General features: G+C 63.0%; 24 protein-coding genes and 1 tRNA gene. 19 read left to right on the plus strand and 6 right to left on the minus strand.

Annotation, left to right across the window (positions count from 1 at the left end):
- Positions 1–3 precede the first annotated feature (3 nt).
- Both M9799_RS13695 and M9799_RS13700 read right to left on the minus strand, forming a co-directional pair.
- Positions 4–588: a peptidylprolyl isomerase gene (locus tag M9799_RS13695; RefSeq protein WP_231045027.1), complete on the minus strand. Its 585-nt coding sequence runs from the start codon at positions 586–588 to the stop codon at positions 4–6.
- 112 nt (positions 589–700) lie between these two features.
- The gene (locus tag M9799_RS13700; RefSeq protein WP_231045028.1) at positions 701–1,243 is read right to left on the minus strand and encodes a tetratricopeptide repeat protein; all 543 of its coding nucleotides are present in this window, start codon (positions 1,241–1,243) and stop codon (positions 701–703) included.
- 196 nt (positions 1,244–1,439) lie between these two features.
- On the opposite strand from M9799_RS13700, the gene cysS reads away from it, so the two are divergent.
- From cysS to M9799_RS13730, 6 genes are all read left to right on the plus strand, one after another.
- A complete protein-coding gene (gene cysS / locus M9799_RS13705; RefSeq protein WP_231045029.1) occupies positions 1,440–2,822 on the plus strand; it encodes a cysteine--tRNA ligase in 1,383 nt (460 codons plus the stop codon).
- Between the two features lie 36 nt (positions 2,823–2,858).
- Complete coding sequence (locus M9799_RS13710; RefSeq protein ID WP_231045030.1) at positions 2,859–3,539, plus strand: DNA-3-methyladenine glycosylase family protein; 681 nt, start codon at positions 2,859–2,861, stop codon at positions 3,537–3,539.
- Between the two features lie 43 nt (positions 3,540–3,582).
- Entirely contained in the window at positions 3,583–4,560 is a 978-nt protein-coding gene (locus M9799_RS13715) for an acetyl-CoA carboxylase carboxyltransferase subunit alpha (protein ID WP_231045031.1), read from the plus strand.
- A gap of 121 nt (positions 4,561–4,681) precedes the next feature.
- Positions 4,682–5,632, plus strand: coding sequence for a tRNA lysidine(34) synthetase TilS (gene tilS / locus M9799_RS13720; RefSeq protein WP_231045032.1), 951 nt, complete (start codon positions 4,682–4,684; stop codon positions 5,630–5,632).
- Positions 5,633–5,723: 91 nt separating this feature from the next.
- Positions 5,724–6,989, plus strand: coding sequence for an aspartate kinase (locus M9799_RS13725; RefSeq protein WP_231045033.1), 1,266 nt, complete (start codon positions 5,724–5,726; stop codon positions 6,987–6,989).
- Between the two features lie 51 nt (positions 6,990–7,040).
- A tRNA-Ser gene (locus M9799_RS13730) sits at positions 7,041–7,133 on the plus strand.
- On the opposite strand, the gene M9799_RS13735 is transcribed toward M9799_RS13730, so the two are convergent.
- Positions 7,101–7,469: a hypothetical protein gene (locus M9799_RS13735; protein WP_231045034.1), complete on the minus strand. Its 369-nt coding sequence runs from the start codon at positions 7,467–7,469 to the stop codon at positions 7,101–7,103. The two genes, M9799_RS13730 and M9799_RS13735, sit on opposite strands and share 33 nt — an antisense overlap.
- Before the next feature lie 320 nt (positions 7,470–7,789).
- Here M9799_RS13735 and M9799_RS13740 point away from each other — a divergent pair, with 320 nt between their 5' ends.
- The 12 genes from M9799_RS13740 (at position 7,790) to M9799_RS13795 (ending at position 15,633) form a co-directional block, all read left to right on the plus strand.
- Positions 7,790–7,939: a hypothetical protein gene (locus tag M9799_RS13740; protein ID WP_231045035.1), complete on the plus strand. Its 150-nt coding sequence runs from the start codon at positions 7,790–7,792 to the stop codon at positions 7,937–7,939.
- A gap of 124 nt (positions 7,940–8,063) precedes the next feature.
- Positions 8,064–8,276 (plus strand): hypothetical protein, encoded by a 213-nt coding sequence (locus tag M9799_RS13745; protein WP_231045036.1) that lies wholly within the window; start codon positions 8,064–8,066, stop codon positions 8,274–8,276.
- Positions 8,273–9,496 carry a replication initiation factor domain-containing protein gene (locus M9799_RS13750; RefSeq protein ID WP_231045037.1) on the plus strand — a complete coding sequence of 408 codons (1,224 nt, stop codon included), beginning with the start codon at positions 8,273–8,275 and terminating at the stop codon, positions 9,494–9,496. Before M9799_RS13745 ends, M9799_RS13750 begins: the two co-directional genes overlap by 4 nt.
- Positions 9,497–9,523: 27 nt before the next feature.
- Complete coding sequence (locus M9799_RS13755) at positions 9,524–9,838, plus strand: hypothetical protein (RefSeq protein WP_231045038.1); 315 nt, start codon at positions 9,524–9,526, stop codon at positions 9,836–9,838.
- Positions 9,839–10,060, plus strand: coding sequence for a hypothetical protein (locus M9799_RS13760; RefSeq protein WP_231045039.1), 222 nt, complete (start codon positions 9,839–9,841; stop codon positions 10,058–10,060). It abuts the gene before it with no gap.
- 69 nt (positions 10,061–10,129) lie between these two features.
- The gene (locus tag M9799_RS13765; RefSeq protein ID WP_231045040.1) at positions 10,130–10,330 is read left to right on the plus strand and encodes a major capsid protein; all 201 of its coding nucleotides are present in this window, start codon (positions 10,130–10,132) and stop codon (positions 10,328–10,330) included.
- Positions 10,331–10,456: 126 nt separating this feature from the next.
- On the plus strand, positions 10,457–10,804 hold the full coding sequence (locus tag M9799_RS13770; protein WP_231045041.1) for a hypothetical protein: 348 nt from the start codon (positions 10,457–10,459) through the stop codon (positions 10,802–10,804).
- Positions 10,805–11,005: 201 nt separating this feature from the next.
- Positions 11,006–12,211 carry a virulence factor TspB C-terminal domain-related protein gene (locus M9799_RS13775; RefSeq protein ID WP_231045042.1) on the plus strand — a complete coding sequence of 402 codons (1,206 nt, stop codon included), beginning with the start codon at positions 11,006–11,008 and terminating at the stop codon, positions 12,209–12,211.
- Positions 12,212–12,214: 3 nt separating this feature from the next.
- Complete coding sequence (locus M9799_RS13780) at positions 12,215–12,505, plus strand: DUF2523 domain-containing protein (protein ID WP_231045043.1); 291 nt, start codon at positions 12,215–12,217, stop codon at positions 12,503–12,505.
- A gap of 56 nt (positions 12,506–12,561) precedes the next feature.
- Positions 12,562–13,653 (plus strand): zonular occludens toxin family protein, encoded by a 1,092-nt coding sequence (locus M9799_RS13785; RefSeq protein ID WP_231045044.1) that lies wholly within the window; start codon positions 12,562–12,564, stop codon positions 13,651–13,653.
- 612 nt (positions 13,654–14,265) lie between these two features.
- Positions 14,266–14,889 carry a recombinase family protein gene (locus tag M9799_RS13790; protein WP_250621352.1) on the plus strand — a complete coding sequence of 208 codons (624 nt, stop codon included), beginning with the start codon at positions 14,266–14,268 and terminating at the stop codon, positions 14,887–14,889.
- A gap of 219 nt (positions 14,890–15,108) precedes the next feature.
- Positions 15,109–15,633 (plus strand): hypothetical protein, encoded by a 525-nt coding sequence (locus M9799_RS13795; RefSeq protein ID WP_231045045.1) that lies wholly within the window; start codon positions 15,109–15,111, stop codon positions 15,631–15,633.
- Between the two features lie 36 nt (positions 15,634–15,669).
- Here M9799_RS13795 and M9799_RS13800 read toward each other — a convergent pair whose 3' ends face one another.
- Positions 15,670–17,526, minus strand: a complete 1,857-nt coding sequence (locus M9799_RS13800; protein WP_231045046.1) for a putative bifunctional diguanylate cyclase/phosphodiesterase — start codon at positions 17,524–17,526, stop codon at positions 15,670–15,672.
- A 260-nt stretch (positions 17,527–17,786) separates the two neighbouring features.
- Between M9799_RS13800 and M9799_RS13805 the strand changes: the two genes are divergently transcribed.
- The gene (locus M9799_RS13805; protein WP_231045047.1) at positions 17,787–18,548 is read left to right on the plus strand and encodes an MOSC domain-containing protein; all 762 of its coding nucleotides are present in this window, start codon (positions 17,787–17,789) and stop codon (positions 18,546–18,548) included.
- A gap of 18 nt (positions 18,549–18,566) precedes the next feature.
- Here M9799_RS13805 and M9799_RS13810 read toward each other — a convergent pair whose 3' ends face one another.
- Both M9799_RS13810 and M9799_RS13815 read right to left on the minus strand, forming a co-directional pair.
- Entirely contained in the window at positions 18,567–19,679 is a 1,113-nt protein-coding gene (locus M9799_RS13810) for an LLM class flavin-dependent oxidoreductase (protein ID WP_231045048.1), read from the minus strand.
- Positions 19,669–20,505: an ABC transporter ATP-binding protein gene (locus M9799_RS13815; protein ID WP_231045049.1), complete on the minus strand. Its 837-nt coding sequence runs from the start codon at positions 20,503–20,505 to the stop codon at positions 19,669–19,671. Before M9799_RS13815 ends, M9799_RS13810 begins: the two co-directional genes overlap by 11 nt.

The following is a 20,505-nucleotide window of genomic DNA, read 5'->3' on the forward strand; positions in this document are numbered from 1 at the left end:
GTTTCAGGGCAGCACGCGTGCCGAAAGGATCGTCACCGGCGACATGGGCACATTCTGGTGCATGCCGCGGTTGCCCGTGGCGACGGCGCGGATTTTGTCCACCACCTCGGTGCCCTTGACGACCTTGCCGAACACTGCGTAGCCATGCCCGTCGGGCTGCGGCGCGTTGAGCATGGCGTTGTCGGCGACGTTGATGAAGAACTGCGCCGTGGCCGAGTTCGGGTTGCCGGTGCGCGCCATGGCCACGGTGTACCGGTCGTTCTTCAGGCCGTTGCTGGCTTCCAGCGGAATCGGCGGCTGCGTCGGCTTTTGCTGCAGGTCGGCGGTGAAGCCGCCGCCCTGGATCATGAAGCCGTCGATCACGCGGTGGAACACCGTGCCGTCATAGTGCTTGCTGTTCACGTACTGCAGGAAATTGGCGACGGTCTTGGGCGCCTTGGCGGGGTCGAGCTGCAGCACGATCGCGCCCTGCGAGGTCTTGAGCTCGACCTGGGGCGCAGCCTGCGCCGCGGCGCCGCCGGCGGCCAGCAGGCCGGCGCTCAGGGCCAGGCCGGTCAGAGCGAGAGTGGTTTTTCTGCGTGAAATCATGCAAGGCTCCAAGGAGGAATGGACATGGAAATGGTTTGCGGCGGCAACAGTTCCCGCAGGGCCACGGCGGGCGCGGCAAAGGCACCGGCGTGGCGCCGTGCCGAACCGGGATTTATGGGTTTGCCGCGGGCGCTGCGGGCTGCAGCAGGCTGCGCAGCTGCGTGAGCTTCGGGGCCAGCTGCGCCCCGGCGCGCGGGTCGAGCTGCTGCGAGCGCTGCCAGGCCTGGTAGGCCAGGCGCGCGTAGATGTCGCCAAGGTTGGCATGCGCCACCGCGTAGCTGGGGTTGTTGCGCACGGCCTGCTCGAGCAGGCCCCGGGCCCGGTCCAGATCGCCATCGGCGGCATGGATCGCGGCGAGGTTGTTGTAGGGCTCGGCCAGCTCGGGATATTCCTCGATCAGCAGCGTGAAGCTCTCGATGGCATCGGCCTTGCGGCCCGCATCCGTGAGGGCCACGGCACGCAGGAAACGCATCTGCGGATCGCGCGCGTTGCCCGCGAGGTAGCTGTCGGCGCGCGCGATGGCCTCGGATGTGTTGCCCGCGCGCAGCAGCTGGTTGACCTCGGCGTAGTCGTCGGCATGGGCGGCGCCCGCAGCCAGCGCGGCGGCCAGGGTCAACAGGCGCAGGGCGCGGGGAAGGGCGAGGCGAGCGGGCATGTAGGTGCTTTCGGTGCGGGCAGGAACGGGCCTGCGGCGCGGGCTTATACTTCGGGCCATTGTAGCTGAGGGGTGTCAGCCCGGATGGACCCTGGCGCCCCCTGCCGGGTTCGCCGCGCCGGGCGTCGTTGCGCGGCCGCGCAGGGGCTGCCATCGCCGGCAGTCCGCTCCCTCTCTCCCTCGTAACAGACATTCCATGAGTTTGCGTATCTACAACACGCTGTCGCGTGCACTGGAAGCGTTTTCGCCCATAGAGCCAGGCCACGTCCGCATGTACGTCTGCGGCATGACGGTCTACGACCTGTGCCATCTGGGCCATGCGCGCTCGATGGTCGCGTTCGACGTAGTGCAGCGCTGGCTGCGTGCCAGCGGCCTGCGCGTGACCTACGTGCGCAACATCACCGATATCGACGACAAGATCATCCGCCGCGCCGTGGAGAACGGCGAGACCATCCGCCAGCTCACCGACCGCATGATCGACGCGCTGCACCAGGACGCGGATGCGCTGGGCATCGAGCGTCCCGACTCCGAGCCGCGCGCCACCGACTACGTGCCGCAGATGCTGTCCATGATCGGCCGGCTGCAGCAGCGCGGCCTGGCCTACCAGGCGGGCAACGGCGACGTGAACTTCGCAGTGCGCAAATTCCCCGGCTACGGCCGGCTGTCGGGCAAGTCGCTCGACGAGTTGCAGGCCGGCGAGCGCGTGGCGGTCGATGACGGCAAGTCCGATCCGCTCGACTTCGTGCTCTGGAAGAGCGCCAAGCCCAGCGAGCCCGAGGAAGTGAAGTGGCAAAGCCCCTGGGGCGCGGGCCGCCCCGGCTGGCACATCGAATGCTCGGCCATGGGCTGCGAGCTGCTGGGCGAGAGCTTCGACATCCACGGCGGCGGCGCGGACCTGCAGTTCCCGCACCATGAGAACGAGATCGCGCAGAGCGAAGGCGCGACCGGCAAGGCGCTCGCCCGCACCTGGATGCACAACGGCTTCATCAACGTGGACAACGAGAAGATGTCCAAGTCGCTGGGCAATTTCTTCACCATCCGCGATGTGCTCAAGGAGTTCGACGCCGAGACGGTGCGCTTCTTCGTCGTGCGCAGCCACTACCGCAGCCCGCTGAACTACAGCGACGTGCACCTGGCCGATGCGCGCTCGGCGCTCAAGCGCCTCTATACCGCGCTGAGCCTGGTGCCCGCGGCCGAGGTGGCCATCGACTGGGCGCAGCCCCAGGCGGCGCGCTTCAAGGCGGCAATGGACGAGGATTTCGGCACGCCCGAAGCCGTGGCCGTGCTGTTCGAGCTGGCCGCCGAGGTCAACCGCAGCCGCAGCGCCGAGAGCGCGGGCCTGCTCAAGGCGCTGGGCGCCTGCCTGGGCCTGCTGCAGGACGATCCGCAGGCCTTCCTGCAGGCGGGTGTGTCCGCGGGCGTGGACGCCGCGGCCGTGCAGGCGCAGATCGACGCGCGCGCCGCCGCCAAGGCCGCCAAGGACTGGGCCGAGGCGGACCGCATCCGCCAGGCACTGCTTGCCCAGGGCATCGTGCTCAAGGATTCCGCCGCCGGCACCACCTGGGAGGCAGCGCCCTGAGCGCGTGCAATCCATGGGTTCCATTTCAATTGTTCGATGCAGGCGGTACCAGCGGTGAATGCTCCTAAAGAGATAGCGAACGTGATCGTCACGCCGCTGTCTGCACCAGCCTACTGGGCGGAAGCCTGCAAGCACCTGATCAAGAAGGACCGGGTGATGAAGCGCCTGATCCCGCAATTCGCGGGCCAGGCGCTGCAAACGCGCGGCGATGCGTTCGTGACGCTGGCGCGCTCCATCGTCGGCCAGCAGATCTCGACCAAGGCCGCGCAGACGCTGTGGAACCGCCTGGCGCAGCTGCCCCCGAGCATGGCGCCCGAGCAGCTGCTGCGCCTGAAGGTGGACGACATGCGCGCCGCCGGCCTGTCGGCGCGCAAGGTCGATTACCTGGTCGATCTGGCCGTGCACTTCACCGAAGGCCGGCTGCACACCGACCAGTGGGCGAAGATGGAGGACGAAGCCATCATTGCCGAACTGATGGCCATCCGCGGCGTAGGCCGCTGGACGGCCGAGATGTTCCTGATCTTCCACCTCATGCGGCCCAATGTCCTGCCCCTCGACGACGCGGGGCTGATCAGCGGGATCAGCAGGAACTATTTCTCGGGCGACCCCGTCAGCCGCAGCGATGCGCGCGAGGTGGCGGAGGCCTGGAAGCCATGGTGCAGTGTCGCGACTTGGTATATTTGGCGATCGCTCGACCCGCAGCCCGTGGCTTATTGATACAGCAATGCCCTGAGCCCCGAGGCCGGGACAAGGAGAAAAAATGGCGAAAAAGAATTTTCTGGACTTCGAGCATCCCATAGCCGAGCTCGAATCCAAGATCGAGGAACTGCGTTATGTGCAGACGGAAAGCGCGGTCGACATCTCGGAGGAGATCGACCAGCTGAGCAAGAAGAGCCTGCAGCTCACGCGCGACATCTACAGCGATCTGACCCCGTGGCAGATCACCAAGATCGCGCGCCACATCGAGCGTCCCTACACGCTCGACTACGTGCGCGAGATCTTCACCGATTTCGTCGAGATGCACGGCGACCGCCACTTCGCCGACGACCAGTCGATCGTCGGCGGCCTGGCGCGCTTCAACGGCCACCCCTGCATGGTCATCGGCCACCAGAAGGGCCGGGACACCAAGGAGCGCACGCTGCGCAACTTCGGCATGACGCGCCCCGAGGGCTACCGCAAGGCGCTGCGCCTGATGAAGACCGCCGAGAAGTTCAAGCTGCCGGTGTTCACCTTCGTCGACACGCCCGGCGCCTTTCCCGGCATCGACGCCGAGGAGCGCAGCCAGTCCGAAGCCATCGGCCGCAACATCTTCGAGATGGCGCAGCTGCAGACCCCGATCATCTCCACCGTCATCGGCGAGGGCGGCTCGGGCGGCGCCTTGGCCATCAGCGTGGCCGACCAGGTGCTGATGCTGCAATACTCGGTCTACTCCGTGATCAGCCCCGAAGGCTGCGCCTCGATCCTGTGGAAGACCGGCGAGAAGGCCCCCGAGGCCGCCGCCGCCATGGGCATCACGGCGCTGCGCCTGAAGGCCCTGGGCCTGGTCGACAAGATCGTCAGCGAACCCGTGGGCGGCGCGCACCGCGACCCCAAGCAGATGGCCACCTTCCTCAAGCGCGCGCTGGGCGACGCCTACCGCCAGCTCGCCGACCTGAGCCCGCGCGAGCTGCAGGACCGCCGCTACGATCGGCTGCAGAGCTACGGCCGGTACTCGGATACCAAGGCCGATAACCGCTGAGCACACGCGAAGTCCGTTCGTCCTGAGCCTGTCGAAGGATGGACGGTCTTGCGCGCGAGAAATCCAACACTGATACGGCTCCTTCGGGAGCCGTTGCCGTTGGCGCCCCAAGGAAGACAACATGAGCCAGTCGTTCGAGTCCGCAATGGCCGCCTTCGCGCCGCCCCTGCCGCTGGCCGTGGCCCTGAGCGGCGGCGCCGACTCCACCGCGCTGCTGCTGGCCTGCGCCGAGCGCTGGCCCGGCCAGGTGCATGCCATCCACGTGCACCACGGCCTGCAGGCGGCGGCCGATGATTTCCAGCGCCATTGCGAGGCGCTGTGCGCACGGCTGGAAGTGCCGCTGGCCGTCTGCCGTGTTGACGCACGCCATGCGCCCGGCCAAAGCCCCGAAGATGCTGCGCGCCAGAGCCGCTATGCGGCGCTGGCCGAGGCCGCGCTGCAGGCATGGCCCGGCCGCCCGATGGCCGCGATCGCGCTGGCCCAGCATGCCGATGACCAGGTGGAGACTCTGCTGCTGGCGCTGTCGCGCGGCGCGGGCGTTGCCGGCCTGGCCGCCATGCCCGCGCAATGGCGGCGCCTCGGCCTGCACTGGCAGCGCCCGCTGCTGCAGGTCGAGGGCGCAGCCCTGCGCGACTGGCTCATGGCCCGAGGACAGCAGTGGGTCGAGGACCCCAGCAATGCCGACCAGCGCTTCACGCGCAACCGCATCCGCGCGCAATTGCTACCGCAGTTGCAGGCGGCATTCCCTCAGTTCCGCGCCACCTTCGCGCGCAGCAGCCGGCATTGCGCCCAGGCGGCCGAGCTGCTGCAGGAAGTCGCCGAAACCGATCTCGCCGCCATCGGCGATCCGCCGCGCATCGCCGCGCTGCAGGCGCTCAGCAGAGCGCGCCAGGCCAATGTGCTGCGCCACTGGCTGCGCATCGCGCACGGCACCACGCCGGCCGCGGCGCAACTTGAAGAGCTGCTGCGCCAGCTTGCCGCCTGCACCACGCGCGGGCACCAGATCCGCCTCAAATTGGGCCGAGGGTTTGTGGTGAGGAGCGGGGCGCTGCTCGGTTGGTACAATCCCTGAGTTTTGGTCTACTTTTGCACGAAAACCGCTGGCGCACCAAAACGTCTTTTTTCCTCGCGCCAGGTCCGAAGTTTCGTCACCCTGATATCCAATGGCACTGATCGTTCATAAATACGGCGGCACGTCGATGGGCTCCCCGGAGCGCATCCGCAATGTTGCCAAGCGCGTGGCCAAGTGGGCTCGGGCCGGCCACCAGATGGTGGTGGTGCCCAGCGCCATGAGTGGCGAGACCAATCGTCTGCTGGGCCTGGCCAGCGAGCTCGCGCCCACGCAGCCGCAAAACGCCTACTACCGCGAACTCGACATGCTGGCCGCCACCGGCGAGCAGGCCTCGTCGGCGCTGCTGGCCATCGCGCTGCAGGCCGAGGGCATGACTTCCGTGAGCTATGCCGGCTGGCAGGTGCCCGTGCGCACCGACAGCAGCTTCACCAAGGCGCGCATCGAGTCCATCGACGACCAGCGCGTGCGCGCCGACCTCGAGGCCGGCCGCGTGGTCATCGTCACCGGTTTCCAGGGCATCGACCCGAACGGCAACATCACGACGCTCGGCCGCGGCGGCTCCGACACCTCGGCCGTGGCCATGGCCGCCGCGCTCAAGGCCGCCGAATGCCTGATCTACACCGATGTCGACGGCGTCTACACCACCGACCCGCGCGTGGTGCCCGCCGCGCGCCGCCTGTCCACCGTCAGCTTCGAAGAGATGCTGGAGATGGCCAGCCTGGGCAGCAAGGTGCTGCAAATCCGTTCGGTCGAGTTCGCGGGCAAGTACCGCGTGCCGATGCGCGTCCTGTCGAGCTTCACGCCCTGGGACATGGACCTTGCCGAAGAAGCCCAGTCGGGCACGCTGATTACTTTTGAGGAAGACGAAAAAATGGAAAAGGCTGTCGTATCCGGCATCGCTTTCAACCGCGGCGAAGCCAAGATCTCGGTGCTCGGCGTGCCCGACACCCCGGGCATCGCCTACCGCATCCTGGGCCCCGTGGCCGAAGCCAATATCGAAGTCGATGTGATCCTGCAGAACATCAGCAAGGACGGCCTGGCCGACTTCAGCTTCACCGTGAGCCAGGGCGACTACCAGCGCGCCATGGACCTGCTGCAGTCCAAGGTCGTGCCCGAACTCGGCGCCAAGGAAGCCGTGGGCGACCCGAGCATCTGCAAGGTCAGCATCGTCGGCATCGGCATGCGCAGCCACGCCGGCGTGGCCAGCACCATGTTCCGCACGCTGAGCGAAGAGGGCATCAACATCCAGATGATCTCGACCTCCGAGATCAAGACCTCGGTCGTCATCGACGAGAAATACCTGGAGCTGGCCGTGCGCGCGCTGCACACCGCCTTCGGCCTGGACAAATCGGAGTAAATTCGCTTTTTTGCCCGAGGCCCCAAAAACTCGGGTTACAATCGCTGTATTGGAAACGTGACCGAGTGGCCGAAGGTGCTCCCCTGCTAAGGGAGTATGGGGTGTAGAGCCTCATCGAGGGTTCGAATCCCTCCGTTTCCGCCAGGACTGAGCCCCATCGACTTGTTCGGTGGGGCTTTTTTCTTGCCCGCCTGCAAAAGCTGCCAGCATGGCCTTGAAGCCATCGGCGGCTTTTTTTTCGTCCGTGTTCTCTGACGCTTCCAGGTCTTCCGCCATTGCGGCCATGAATGCTTGCGCCGGGTCTTCACCCAGAATTGCACGCAACTTGCCTCTGACACGCCAGTTGGCTGGGCGCTCCCCCTTCTTGATCTTTGCCAAATTGGCTTGCTCCATGTCGAGCAGGCCGGCCAGCTTGCGTTGGCTGCCAGCAATCAATATTGCTTCGTCGATAAGATTATTTAATTGTTCGTCGATATACATTTGACTACACTCCGTTCGCACTTGTACAAATGACTACATAGTCAATTTGACAAGTTTACAGGAGCCGCCATGTCAGACACCTTCGATTGTTCACCCCCTGCCCACGTAGGCCCCAGCTCGCGCTTGGCGGCTCCTGCTGAGGCTGGGCAGAGGGTGGACACCTGCTTGCACTGCGCACGTGCAAAGAAAAAGCGGACTCTTACCATCGCCCAAGCACTGCTGGACGTTGGGTATGGCGTCCTCCTTGGCGTGTGCTTTTCGCTGGCGGCTTTCGTCTATGCCATGGACGTCATTACTCGCCGCTGGCAGGGGGTGCTGTGATGATCCTCTTTCTTGCAATAGCTCTATCTGTCTTGTTCGGCTTGGGCGTTCGCTCGGCAAAGTCAACTGAAGAAATCTTGGCCCTCTTTGGTCTGGTGTTTGCCGGTTTTTGGGTCGGTGTGGTGCTTCAAGAACGGTTCCGCAAATGAGCCGCCATTGCACCTCCTGGCTTCAGCGAATAGGCGACGGCTTGCTCTCCGGCCTTTTCGTGACGTTTTTGCTCGCTCACCTGGTGGTTTTTGCCATCTTGATCATCGAGTTTGCGAGGTTCGAATGAGCCGCAACATCAAGCACCGCGACCCCGCTCCTGTCGAGCGCAATGCCTCCCAGTGGCGCGCGATTTCCTATTTCTTGGCTGGTATCGAAGTACTGGCGCGCGGTGACGCGGCGGCGGGCAGGCGAAGCGCTGCCGACGCGGCGCCGGGCGCCGGTCTCCAAGCCCTCCCCGATGGTAATCACGGGGATAACAGGAGGTTGATCAAATGACCCGGCCCGCTAAGTCCTCGCTGGTTCTTGACGGCTCCGAAGTCAAGGTCCGATTGCTCGCTGAGCGCACCGCTTCCAAGTCGGTTGTGCACGTTGACTGGGTGCGCTTCACCTGCCTTCTGCGCAATGCGCCTGTTCCTTCTGTCGATGATCTCTTTCCTAAGGTCCAGGGCGGCGAGCCGTCCACGGCCAATATCTGGGAAAAGAGCTTCACCAAGGTCGATGACCTTCGTCGTGCGCTGGCAGCTCTGCCAGATGCTGATTTCGCTACTTCTGTCCAGGCCAAGGATTTGGCCGTCGAAGTGGCTGAAGCTCTCGGCCCCGATTACACCGTGGCCGCTGAGGTGCGCAAGGGCCACGACTTCTATCGCTTCCGCTGGAGCATTGAGCGCAACGGTATCGAATGCGGCTGGGTGGGCTACCTCTCCAGCAGTGATAGCCCCCAGCAGCAGGCTCAGGCTCGCGGAATCCATTGCAACCTGTTCGGCGCTGCGTGCACGTTTGCTGATATCGGCTGGAATCACCGCCTCGCATCCATCATCGAAGGCCGCAAGGGCGACCTGACGCGCTGTGATCTGGCGCTCGATTTCTTCGACGGCGTTCCGGGCATGCCGGACTACCTTTCCCAGCTGGTCACCGACTACAAAAACGGGCTTTGTGACTCCGGCGGCAAGCGCCTCAAATGCAACATGGTTGGCGATTGGGCCAACGGCAATTCACGTTCGTTCTACGTGGGCAGCAAGCAAGCTGGCAAGGAAACAAACGTCTACGAAAAAGGCGATCAGCTATTCGGCCCTGAAGCTGGTTCTTGCTGGATTCGTGCCGAGCTGCGCTATGGAAACAAGCTCCGCGAGTTGCGAACCGAGATGCTGCGCCGTCCTGCTGATTTCTTCGCCGGTGCCAGCGAATGGCATGCCTCGCTGCTCATGCTGTCAGAACAGAAGTTCTGCCCCGAGCCCGTCAAGACAACCGGCCGCCTGGCGCTCGAGACCGTCGAGGCAGAGGTGGTGCGCAATGTTCGCTGGCTCCGCGATGTGGCCGCGCCCACGTGCGCCGCAGCCATCGAGTTCCTGGGCTTTGAAGAGCTGGTCGCGATGATCAAAGACCAGAAGCTCCCAGGCCGTCTGCAGAAGTTCTCCCTACCTGAAATTCGCCGCGCGTTCATGCCGGCATTCAACCGCATTTCAACGGTCGCAGGCACTGGCCCAGCCTTCGCATAGACCGCAACCAAGGCCAAAGGAAAAATCATGCGCATCCCTATGGAAGTCGTCGTTCACGGCATCAAAGAATCGTTGGGCACCTTTGAAGGCAAGGCCTTCAGCAGCACGACATTTCACTGCGAAGTGGATCTGAAAGAAAACGGCGCAGGCCGCTCGATGGGCCGTGTCACGCGTCCCTTCAAGATCGGTGATGCAAAGGAGTTCGACAAGTGGGCCAAGCTGGATGGCCAGTTTCCGATCATCGCCAATGCAGTCTTCGAAATGGAAGCCACCCGCGAAGACGGCACCAAGCTCAGCCTGATTGAAATCGCACCGAAGGCGCGGGCACCCAAGGCGGCATAAATGCGGCTGCTTATCCAGTCCCAAAGCACCGGCTGTTTCCTCGCTCCGTCGCTCGATGACGGCCAGCCTGGATGGGTCGCCAGCTTGAAAGAAGCCGGGGGCGGTGTGGTGTTCGACGTCGAGTCAGCGCATCAGCTCGTGCAGGACTGGTGCGAGCCCGAGGACATGCCGCAGCTCATCGACCTTGACCGCCTCGGCACCGCCGCCGATTACGTGCCCTGAGTGCAGCTCGTAGCCCTTGCTGAGGGCTTCCGGGTGCAATTCCGCGCCGCATTTTTCAAAGGAAATTCCATGTCCAAAGCTCTCAAAATCCGTCTGGCCGCCGTTCCCGCTTTCGTCCTGGCCACGACTGGTGCCGCGCAAGCCGCGATCCCCGAGAACGTCAACGCTGCTCTCTCGGACCTGAGCACCGATGCGCTGACGGTCGCTGGCATCGTCCTGGCCGCTGTGGTGGCCGTCTACGCCTTCAAGTTCATCCGCAAGGGTCTGTAAGGCCATGCCCCTGATAGCTCCAATCCTGGCGGAAATGGGCGTGAATGTCGCGCTCGTTTCGGGGTTGGTGCTGTCAGCGCGCATCGCGCTTTTTGCCCATCACTTCCTTCGCAAAAAGGCGCTGTGATGGCGTATCAAGTTGGAAACGCGTGCTACAGCACCGCCCAGCAAGCGGCGCACGCCTCGGCATCGTCCCAGGCAGGCGCTGTCATCTCACGTGGTCAGCAAACCTACGTGGTCAATGTGGTGTTGGTCGAAGAAGACACGATCCACTATCGCCTTGAGCCAATTGGCGCCGGTGTGCCTTTAATGGCTCCCATTCCCTATAACGCGCAGCCCTGTAATTTGCTTCAGGCTGAGGATGGTTTAACCATAGGCTGGATGATCGCAGCCGCGTGGATTGGTGCTTACGCTTTGCTTTTCATCGCGCGGGTTCTCCGTGGCGAAACAGGGGAAAACTATGGCAACTCCTGAATTTTGGGCCATGTTGGTGGCTGTCGTGGGGGTCACATGCATTATCTGCAAGGGCTGGTAGTAGTTTGCCTCTTGGCCTCTGGATCGGCATATGCAGGTTATGCCCAGCTGTCTGCTCCACCTGGCTGGTCTGGTGGATCATCCGCTTCTACTGGTCCTGGCGGTCAATTTTCGATGGGCTCTGCTGCAAATTCCGCGACCTTGTCTAACGGTACCGTTAGAACCAATGCTTCATTAAATGTGGCTGGTCGATCTGTATCTGTTCCAGCTTCCATGCGATTTGCCGCGAATGCACCCCGTGTTGCAGCAGCGGCGCTTTTCTTGAGTCCTCAATTGCGTACCGCTGTTGGAATTGCCTCTTGGCTTGGTGTCGCAAAAATCGTTTGGGACGATAACTTACAGGCTTGGGTTCAAAATGCTGTTGGTGGGAATTCTGATCAGCAATCTGACGGACAGGAATATAGCGTTCCTGGATATCCGTGGGCGCCTACTCGGCAGGGAGCCTGTGAGGCGTATTTTCCGATTGCTTATCCTACGCTAGGCGGCGTGGTAACTGTTCGAGTAGGTTATGAGAATCCATGTCTGCTGACTTACACGCGACCAGATGGTACAGAGGGCACAGTGGGTGCACCGTTGACAAACAGAACAAATCCCAACTGTCCTGCTGGATGGTATGCGACACCTGCGGGATGCACACAAACGCCTCAGCCTAGGAAATTGAGTCAGGAAGAAATGGTTGATTTGCTTAATCCCGCAAATACACCGGGCTGGCCTATGCCTAATTCCGTGCCAAGGGAGATGCCTAGTGTTCCGCTGCCGGTACAGCTCCCCGTAATAAATCCTAATACCGGAGTCAATCCTTTTCCTCAGCCATTGTTTGTGCCTACTGGAAACCCAGTTGCTAATCCGAATTATGATCCTAATGCTGCTCCTAGCCCTAGTAATCAGCCGTTTTTTCAGCCAGGTGTACGCGTTACGCCTGCACCGGTACCCGGCAGCCCCTGGCAGGTTGATATCCAGCCGGTAAATCGGCCTCAGTCTACAAATGTGCCTAATCCGAATCCGCAAACTGATCCCGTGGAAAATACCGGCGACCAGCCTGCTCCAGAGAATGAGCCGGATTTGTGCGAAAAATATCCAGATATTGTGGCTTGTCAAAAGCTCGGAGATGTAAGTCCAGTAGCATTGGCTAAAAACACCGTGCCTCTGCAAATAAATAAAGAACAAGGGTTTGGGCCGGATAACGGTGTATGTCCGGCTCCAAAACAGTTCATGGTTATGGGTAAATCCATGGCTTTTCGCTGGGATTTGCTTTGTGATTTTGCAACTCAGATTCGTCCGCTGCTTATCGGGTTTGCTTACCTGTCAGCTGCCCTGGCTTTCTTTGGTTTGTCGAGGAGGGATTAAATCGTGGAAGGTATTGCAGAATGGCTTGCCAAAATATCTTGGCCGATTGTTTCTCGTGTCATGGTGGCCCTTGGTTTTGGCTACACCACTTATGAGGGCGCCGACACTGCGCTCTCCGGTGCAATAAATGCGGCGAAAACCGCATTTGCCGGATTCACCGGGGAAGTGCTGCAGCTGTTGGCTATGGCTGGATTCTTCGATGCTATGGCCATCACCAGCGGCGGCATCGTGTCGGGTCTTGCCTGGATGGTCATGAAGCGGTTTGCGCTTCAAACCACGGGAGCGGCTTCCTAATGCTTACGCTCATCACCGGCGCGCCTGGAAGCGGAAAGTCTGCCGCTCTGGTGTCCATGCTTTCTGAATTGGCCAGCGATGGTCGGCAACTGTATGTCAACGGCATCCCTGACCTGCAGATCCAGCATGAGCCTCTGGCCGAGCCCGAGAAATGGCCCGAAGTGGTGCCGGATGGATCCGTCATCATCATCGACGAGGTGCAGCGCGTATGGCGTCCGCGCGGACCTGGCCAGAAGGTGCCGGATCATGTGGCCATGTTGGAAACCCACCGGCACCGCGGTCTTGATTTCTACATCATCACGCAGGGGCCGAACCTGGTTGATTCAAATGTGCGGGCGCTCGTCGGTCGTCACGTGCATTTGCGCGATCTTGGCATCCTCGGTCGCTGGTGGTATGAGTGGCCGGAGTGCGCCGACAACTGCCGCACATCCTGGAAAAACGCTCCAATCAAGAAGCGGTACCGTCTGCCGAAGCGCATTTTTGGGCAGTACAAAAGCGCGTCGATCCATGTCAAGCCCGTGCGCTCGGTGCCTTGGATGCTTGCCGTTATGGTCGTGGCGCTACTCACGGTTGGTGGCATGTCATGGGTTGCCTATAACGCAATCACTGATCGCATGAACCCAGGCGGCAAGCTGGCCGCCCAGCAGCCGGAAAAACCGGGGGTAGGGGGTTCCCCAGTCCAGCAAGTTACTGGGCCTTCTGCGCCTCCTGAACCTAGCTTCATCGATGATCGCATTGCCTTCATACCGCGCATTTCCAGCAGGCCTGAGACCGCGCCGGCTTATGACTCGCTGCGCGTTGTGGTCAACATGCCCCAGGTCGCGGGAGCGGTGTGCTTCAAAGGGGCATGCAAATGCTTGACCCAGCAGGCTACCGATGCGGGCTTATCGCCCGAAGAATGCGCAGACTGGATGAGGAATCCCACGTTTGACCATTACCGCAAGCCCGAGGCCGCGCAACCTTCTCGAGTGCCAGCTGGTGATCCATCCGCCAATACTGCGGCCGCAGCGGGTGGTCAGGTTGTGCCGATGGCTTCTTCCTCGGTCAATGCTCGGGTGGCCGATAGGGAAAGTTCGGGTACCACACAGCCGGCTTACCTGCAGGCCCTTGCTACTCGAAATTCACAGGTTCGATCCACCATCAATTGACCGCCTTATTTGTCCGGAGCTCTTTTGCGTCGGTAGCTCTTTGGCGAATAAATCGTGGAGAGATGGGAAAAGCGCTTTTGCTCAGGTAGCGATCGAAGTAGTCGCCTTGATGATGCACGGCGGCTAGGACCACTTCGGCTACCGGCCAATCGTATGGAGATGCCCAGAGCGAGCAGCAAGCCCAGCAGCAACAAGGGGTTGCCAACTGCCCATTGAATCGCAATTTTTATGGTGTCCATCCGGCTGAAATTAGCACAGTTGATACGCCTGCTCGATTTGGGGTATGGGGCTATGCCCCATGTTCACTTTGTCTCGCGCGACATGCCTGCCGCCACACCGAATGTCGCATCCAGCGCGCCGGCTTGAGCTTCCAGTTTCTACCAGGTCGAAAACTGCCGTGTCGTGGCCCTGAAAACCGCGCTTGCTTGTTCCGCGAAAAGCGGCACTCGCTGTCACATGGCCTTAATCGTCGCTTGAAAAACCAGGTTGTTGCGCGTCAGCGCCTTTGGTGTTTCCATGCAAGTGATTTTGGCTGTTCTAGGCTCATGCATTTTTGCTACAAAAGGGATAGCAGTGCATTAAATCAGGGCTTCGATTTTCAGCTATCGCAATATGATTTTTTCATTGCAACATCGAAGGATTCAGGTGCTGATTGGATATGCCAGGGTGAGTACTCAAGACCAGGACACGGCGCTGCAGCTCGATGCATTGAACAAGGCTGGTTGCGAGAAGATTTTTCAAGAAAAGGCCAGCGGCGCGTCACGGCGTGGCCGTCAAGAGTTGGCCAGGTGCTTGGCTTCGCTGGGTAGGGGTGATGTCTTGATCGTCTACAAGATTGACCGTATCGCGCGAAGTCTGTTTGATCTGCTGGAGATCTTGCGACAGCTTGAGCGGGTAGGCGCCACGATCAAGAGCGTCACCGAGCCATTGGACACGACAAACAGCATGGGCGTGTTCGTGGTGCAGATCCTCGGTGCTGTAGCCCAGCTCGAGCGGTCGATGATTCGGGAGAGGTCTATTGCAGGCCAGCTGGCGGCGCGGGAGAGGGGCAGACTGCCGGGAAGAAACCGAAGCTTGTCGGCGGAGGAGGAAGATGCCTTGGTGACCGAGTACCAGACGGGCAAAACGACCTACAAAGGTCTAGGCGTGAAGTATGGGATTTCTGCGTCGGCCGCCAAGCGTGCGGTCTACCGCGCGGTCAAGTCTGGCGACTACCTGAAGCGCATGAAGTGCTAGCGGAATCATCCGTTTCCGCCAGGACTTAAAGCCCCAAGTGAGTGATCGCTTGGGGCTTTTTCCTTTTGTGCGTGGTCAGGACGCTTTCATCCTCAAGAGCATTTGTGTAGCATATGGACACAACTGCCGAAAGCACCATGCTGCTGTCCATCCTCATGCGCAGCCCTCGCAGCGCGGTCTCCACCTCCTCGCCTACCGATTCTCTTGAGCCCTTCAGTCTTGCTGCGTATTGCCTGCGGCGCATTGTTTTTCGTGCTTGCCGGCGTGGCGCAGGCCCAGGTCTACCGCTGTGGCAGCAGCTACTCCCATGCACCATGCAAGGGCGGCCAGGTGATCGACACGGCCCCGGTGATGAGCGATCCGCGCGGGCCCGTCACCAAGGAGATCTATCTGTGCAGCGCGGCCGCAGGCAGCAGTTATTGGAGCTCCGCGCATTGTGCGGAGCGCGGCTGGCGCATCGAGCGCATCGAACGCGTCCCGGCGAACATGTCTTGGGAGGAACAGGTGGCTGCGGCAAGGCAGGCCCGCGAGTCGGCCTCGCAAGCACTGGCTGCTCCGGTGCAACGTGCCCCCCAGGTATCGGCGCCCGCCTCGCCGCCTGCAAAAGTCCAATGCCGCACTCTCGACGAACGCGTGGAAATGCTCTACAGCATGGGGCGTGCGGGAAGCCGCTATTACGACTTGAACTGGGTGCGGCACGAGCGCAAGAAAGCACGCGATCAGCAGTACCGGTTGCGTTGTTGATGCCAATTGCCGGTCCCGGCGGGATGGCATGGTTGCCTACCGCATCCCCTGCAGATTCGGCCCCCGCGACACCTCGAGGAATTCCGCGATGGCATCGGCTTCCAGCGGCCTGGCAATGTAGTAGCCCTGGGCGGCATCGCATCCATGGTGCTTCAGCAGATCGAGCACCTCCGCCGTTTCCACCCCTTCCGCCAGCATCCGGTAACCCAGCGCATGGCCCATGCTGATCAGCGATTTGATCAGAGTGAACGCTCTTTCATCGGTCGCTATGGGCTTGATAAGGGTCTGGTCCAGCTTCAGGATTTCCACCGGCAGGGAGTGCAGGCACGACAGGTTGCTGTAACCCACGCCGAAGTCGTCGAGCGAGATGCTGATGCCCATGGCGCGCACCGCGGTCAGGGTCTTCGCCGTCAGTGTGCCGGTCATCACCGAGTTTTCCGTGCACTCGAGGCGCAAGGCTTGGGGCGGAGCGTCGTACAGCGCGCAGGCATTGCGCAGTATCTGCAGGAACCGGGGATGCTCGAGATTGCGCGCCGAGACGTTGACCGCCACCGTGAGATCGATGCCGTGCGCACGCCAGATCGACTGCTGCTCGAGAGCCTTGTGCAGGACCCACTCCGTGAAGTCGTGGATCAGGGTGGTGCGCTCCATCAGGCCGACGAACTCGGCCGGCGATACGTCGCCGAACTTCGGATGGCGCCATCGCGCCAGTGCCTCGACACCGGTGATCCTGGCGGTATGGAGATCGAGCTTGGGCTGATAGACGAGCCGGAATTCCCCGTGGGCGAGGCTCGATGGGATGGCGCGCAGCAGCGCGAAGGCGCGCTTGTGCGGCATGTCGAAGCCCGGTGAATACCATGTCCAGCGGCGTTGCTCGGCTTCGGCTTGGTGCAGCGCCGAGGTGGCCATCCGCAGCGCGTCTTCCGTCTCGGCCTGGTTGCAGCGGTACCGGACCAGCCCGGCATGTGCCTCCAGTTGCACCGTGATGCCGCCATCGGTCACGAAGGGTTCGCTGATCTTGGCGAGCAAAGTCGCTGCAATGTCGTCCTGCGCCCTGTCCTCGGCCGCTGGGTAGATGGCGGCAAAACGCGTTTCCCCGACATGGTAGAGATCCACTCCCTCGGGAAGCGATCGCATGAGAATCGTCGCGATGGTACGCAGCGCTGCTTCCAGTGGAGGAATTCCCACGGCGCGCACTGCCGACTGCAGCTGTGCGCTGCTCATGACCTCCAGCAGCAGGAGCGTGTCCAGCCGGCCCGGCCTGGCCAGGCAGACGTTGGTCAAATCCTCGGAAAGCTGCGCCCGGTTGGGAAGCCGGGTCACCTCGTTGATCCGCCCCGCCATCTGATGCAGATCGATCTGCACCATTGCCAGGGCTGCAAGATCCTGCAGAAGCTGGATTTCCTGGTCGTTGAGTTTCCTGGGTTGCGTGTCGATCACGCACAGGCTCCCCAGCGCATGTCCCGAGGGAAGATGCAGGGGCACGCCGGCGTAGAACCGGATGCCGGGGTCGCCCGTCACCAGGAGGCTGTCCGCAAAACGCGGATCCGTCAGCGCATCCTCGACCACCAGAACGCTGGCCGATTCAATGGTACAGGTGCAAAAGGAGTCGTTTCGGGCGGTCTCGGAGACGTCGATCCCCACGCGGGATTTGAACCACTGGCGGCTTTCGTCGACGATGGAAATCGCGGCGATGGGCACCTGCAGCAGGCAGGAGGCCAGCCGGGTGATGCGATCGAAAGCCTCGCTGGCCTTGCTGTCCAAAAGCCCGGTGGAGCGAACGAAAAAAAGCCGCTCCTGCTCACTGAATGGCAATTTGGACAGCGTTGCGGACGGATCTGCACAGACAGAAGCCACTCCAGGGCGCACCTGCGTGTAGAAAGATCGGGTCATGCGCACAGTATGTCGCGCATGGGTTGTCCCCGCTGGCCGTCGGCCTTCCGGGCAGCCAATGGCGAGGAATTACGAACATTGGCCGTAAATTGACGCCTATAAGCCGCATCTTCTTGCTATCCAATCACCTGAGCCACCCGTCCGTGCGCCATCGCCCGGCTGTTCGGCATTGGCCAAGTACCGGCTGCCCGGATGAGGAACAATGGCAGGGCAGGCGACAGCAGCCGGATGGCTGCGTCGGGCTGTCCAGGATTCCCTCGATGCACTTCAATGACGGTTCTCAGCTCCCGCCCTCCCCGCACGGCTCTATCCGCAGTCTGGATGTGACCTGGCAGCCGCTGGGTACGCTTGAATCCCTCTACATCAGGGTGGGAAAGGAAACGGCGCCACGGCGGGTCACGCATGCCCAAGCAATCGCCGGCCACGGCCTGGCGGGCGACCGGCACGCGTCTCCTCTTTCCCCGAGGCAGCTGCTGGTGGCGGGGAGCGTGGCGTATGGGCATTGGGGTCTGCCGCCGGCGTCGCTGCGTGAGAACCTGCTAGTGGATTTCTCCTCCGAGCAGTTGGGCTCGGGCGACCTGGTGCGCGTGGGCAACGAGGTGATCCTCTGGATGACCTTCCTTTGCGAGCCCTGCGGCCTGCTGGAGCGCCGATGCCCGGGCACGCTGAAGACGATTGGAGCGCACCGCGGCATGCTGGCGCGGGTTTTGCGTGGAGGGGAGATGCGCCTGGGCGACAGCATTGCCGTGCGCCGGGCCGTCGCCCCCGCTTTCAGCAACGATTGGCAGGAACGCGTGCTGGATGTCGCGCGCGCCGTGCCCGAGAACGCGTGGATCGGCTACCGGCAGCTGGCGCAAATGGCCGGCGTGCATACGGCGTATTGCAGAGCCTTCCCCCGGGTGCTGTCGCGTTTGCCCGCGGCGATGGCAGGCAGGGTGGGACGAGACGCGCAACAGGCCGGAGTGCCGCCATGGTCCGGCCTGGGCCTGTTCGACCTCGAAGTCCCTCGCGAACTACGGTGAGGGCGGCCTGCGCATGGCTCAAGCCGCCACAGGCTCGGCCTGCGGCGCGCTGCGCAGCGACAGGTCGGGACGGACGAGCGCCTGGGCGCGCACCAGCGGCAGCAGATCGCGGCCATAGGCGATGGCATCTTCCAGCGGATCGAAGCCGCGGATCAGGAAGGTGCTGATGCCCAGGTCGCGGTAGTCCAGCAGCGCATCGGCCACCTGCTCGGGCGTGCCGACCAGCGCGGTGGAATTGCCCTGCGCGCCGAGCAGGCCGGCGATACCGGTCCACAGGCGCTTGTCCAGGCGCTCGCCCTGCGCCGCGGCGGCCAGCAGGCGCTGGGAGCCGACATTGCCCGGTGCCGGCTTGTTCAGCTTGCCTTTGCGCGCGGCCACCTCGCGCGCCTGCTTGAGGATGGCGTCGGCACGTGCCCAGGCGGCGGCTTCGGTGGCGGCCAGGATCGGGCGCAGCGAAAGGCTGAAGCGCGGCGTGCGGCCATGGCGGGCCGCGGCGGCGCGCACGCGGGCCACGGTTTCACGCACCTGGGCATGGGTTTCGCCCCAGAGCGCATAGACGTCGGCATGCCGGCCCGCGACTTCGATGGCCGCGTCGGACGATCCGCCGAAGTACACCGGCAGATGCGGCTGCTGCGGCGAGCGCACCTCGGAGAAGGCCTGCTCGTGGCGGTAGAAGCGGCCCTCGTGGTCGAAAGGCCGCGCGCTGGTCCATGCCTGGCGCACGACCTGCAGGTACTCATCGGCGCGCGCATAGCGTTCATCCTTGTCGATAAAGCTGCCGTCCTGGCGCATCTCGAACTCGTTGCCGCCGGTGATGATGTGCACCGCCGTGCGGCCGCCGGTGATCAGGTCCAGCGTGGCGAGCTGGCGCGCGGCCAGCGTGGGCTGGGTGAAGCCGGGGCGGTGGGCCACCATGAAGCCCAGGCGTCTGGTGACCGATGCCGCATGCTGCGCCACCAGGATGCTTTCCGGCGAGGTGGAGTGAAAGGCAATCAGCGCGCGGTCGAAGCCGCCGTCTTCGTGGGCGCGCGCGGCCTGCTCGACGTGGGCCAGGTCCAGGCCGGAGCGCGGCGCGTCGATGGTTTCCGAGCTGAGCTGGGTGCCGATGTAGCCAATGAATTCAAGGGACATGATGGAATCTCCAAAAGGAAGGGACCAGGCTGGGCGCGCCGTCGAGCGCGGGCCGGTTTCGTGAATCAGGCAGCCAGTGCCTCGGGGCGCCGGCTGCAGCGGGCGGTGCGCCGGCATGCCGCACGCCCAGCCAGCCCAGCAGCCGGCCGCGCATCGCATTGAAGCCGGCATCCTCGACGGCGCGTGGATGCGGAAGGTCCACGCTCAGTTCATGGCGGATGACGCCTTCGTCCATGACCAGTACCCGGTCGGCAAGCAGCAGCGCTTCCTCCACGTCGTGCGTGACCAGTAGGATGGCGCAGCGGTGGCGCTGCCACAGCTCCTTCACCAGCTGCTGCGCCTTGGCGCGGGTCAGCGCATCCAGGGCGCCGAAGGGCTCGTCCAGCAGCATCAGATCCGGCTCGCGCACCAGCGCGCGGGCCAGCGAGGCGCGCTGTGCTTCTCCGCCCGACAGCACCTTGGGCCAGACCTCGGCGCGGTGGCTCAAGCCCACTTCCGCCAGCGCGGCCTGCGCGCGCCGGCGATCGGGGCGGCCGGGCAGGGCCAGCGCCACGTTGCGCCATACGCGTTTCCAGGGCATGAGGCGCGGCGCCTGGAACGCAACGGCGCGCTTGACCGGCACTTCGACGCTGCCCGAGATCTCCTGGTCCAGATCGGCCAGGATGCGCAGCAACGTGCTCTTGCCGCAACCCGAGCGGCCGATCAGCGCGACGAATTCGCCCGCGCCCAGATCCAGGTCGAGCTCCTTGATGACGGCGCGGTCGCCGAAGCGCCGCGTCAGCCCGCGCACGCGCACGGCGGGCGCTGCATTGGTCAATTTGTTCAT

This window comes from Comamonas endophytica (assembly GCF_023634805.2).
Taxonomy (GTDB): Bacteria; Pseudomonadota; Gammaproteobacteria; order Burkholderiales; family Burkholderiaceae_C; genus Comamonas; species Comamonas endophytica.

What these genes read in the sequence shown, in the direction of transcription:
- M9799_RS13725 (WP_231045033.1), top strand. Translation starts at nt 5,724, where the DNA reads ATGGCACTGATCGTTCATAAATACGGCGGCACGTCGATGGGCTCCCCG.
- tilS (WP_231045032.1), top strand. Translation starts at nt 4,682, where the DNA reads ATGAGCCAGTCGTTCGAGTCCGCAATGGCCGCCTTCGCGCCGCCCCTG.
- M9799_RS13700 (WP_231045028.1), bottom strand. Translation starts at nt 1,243, where the DNA reads ATGCCCGCTCGCCTCGCCCTTCCCCGCGCCCTGCGCCTGTTGACCCTG.
- M9799_RS13710 (WP_231045030.1), top strand. Translation starts at nt 2,859, where the DNA reads ATGCAGGCGGTACCAGCGGTGAATGCTCCTAAAGAGATAGCGAACGTG.
- M9799_RS13695 (WP_231045027.1), bottom strand. Translation starts at nt 588, where the DNA reads ATGATTTCACGCAGAAAAACCACTCTCGCTCTGACCGGCCTGGCCCTG.
- M9799_RS13750 (WP_231045037.1), top strand. Translation starts at nt 8,273, where the DNA reads ATGACCCGGCCCGCTAAGTCCTCGCTGGTTCTTGACGGCTCCGAAGTC.
- M9799_RS13770 (WP_231045041.1), top strand. Translation starts at nt 10,457, where the DNA reads ATGGCGTATCAAGTTGGAAACGCGTGCTACAGCACCGCCCAGCAAGCG.
- M9799_RS13765 (WP_231045040.1), top strand. Translation starts at nt 10,130, where the DNA reads ATGTCCAAAGCTCTCAAAATCCGTCTGGCCGCCGTTCCCGCTTTCGTC.
- M9799_RS13760 (WP_231045039.1), top strand. Translation starts at nt 9,839, where the DNA reads ATGCGGCTGCTTATCCAGTCCCAAAGCACCGGCTGTTTCCTCGCTCCG.
- M9799_RS13800 (WP_231045046.1), bottom strand. Translation starts at nt 17,526, where the DNA reads ATGACCCGATCTTTCTACACGCAGGTGCGCCCTGGAGTGGCTTCTGTC.
- M9799_RS13805 (WP_231045047.1), top strand. Translation starts at nt 17,787, where the DNA reads ATGCACTTCAATGACGGTTCTCAGCTCCCGCCCTCCCCGCACGGCTCT.
- M9799_RS13745 (WP_231045036.1), top strand. Translation starts at nt 8,064, where the DNA reads ATGAGCCGCAACATCAAGCACCGCGACCCCGCTCCTGTCGAGCGCAAT.
- M9799_RS13735 (WP_231045034.1), bottom strand. Translation starts at nt 7,469, where the DNA reads ATGTATATCGACGAACAATTAAATAATCTTATCGACGAAGCAATATTG.
- M9799_RS13790 (WP_250621352.1), top strand. Translation starts at nt 14,266, where the DNA reads ATGATTTTTTCATTGCAACATCGAAGGATTCAGGTGCTGATTGGATAT.
- M9799_RS13715 (WP_231045031.1), top strand. Translation starts at nt 3,583, where the DNA reads ATGGCGAAAAAGAATTTTCTGGACTTCGAGCATCCCATAGCCGAGCTC.
- M9799_RS13810 (WP_231045048.1), bottom strand. Translation starts at nt 19,679, where the DNA reads ATGTCCCTTGAATTCATTGGCTACATCGGCACCCAGCTCAGCTCGGAA.
- M9799_RS13755 (WP_231045038.1), top strand. Translation starts at nt 9,524, where the DNA reads ATGCGCATCCCTATGGAAGTCGTCGTTCACGGCATCAAAGAATCGTTG.
- M9799_RS13740 (WP_231045035.1), top strand. Translation starts at nt 7,790, where the DNA reads ATGATCCTCTTTCTTGCAATAGCTCTATCTGTCTTGTTCGGCTTGGGC.
- cysS (WP_231045029.1), top strand. Translation starts at nt 1,440, where the DNA reads ATGAGTTTGCGTATCTACAACACGCTGTCGCGTGCACTGGAAGCGTTT.
- M9799_RS13785 (WP_231045044.1), top strand. Translation starts at nt 12,562, where the DNA reads ATGCTTTCTGAATTGGCCAGCGATGGTCGGCAACTGTATGTCAACGGC.
- M9799_RS13815 (WP_231045049.1), bottom strand. Translation starts at nt 20,505, where the DNA reads ATGAACAAATTGACCAATGCAGCGCCCGCCGTGCGCGTGCGCGGGCTG.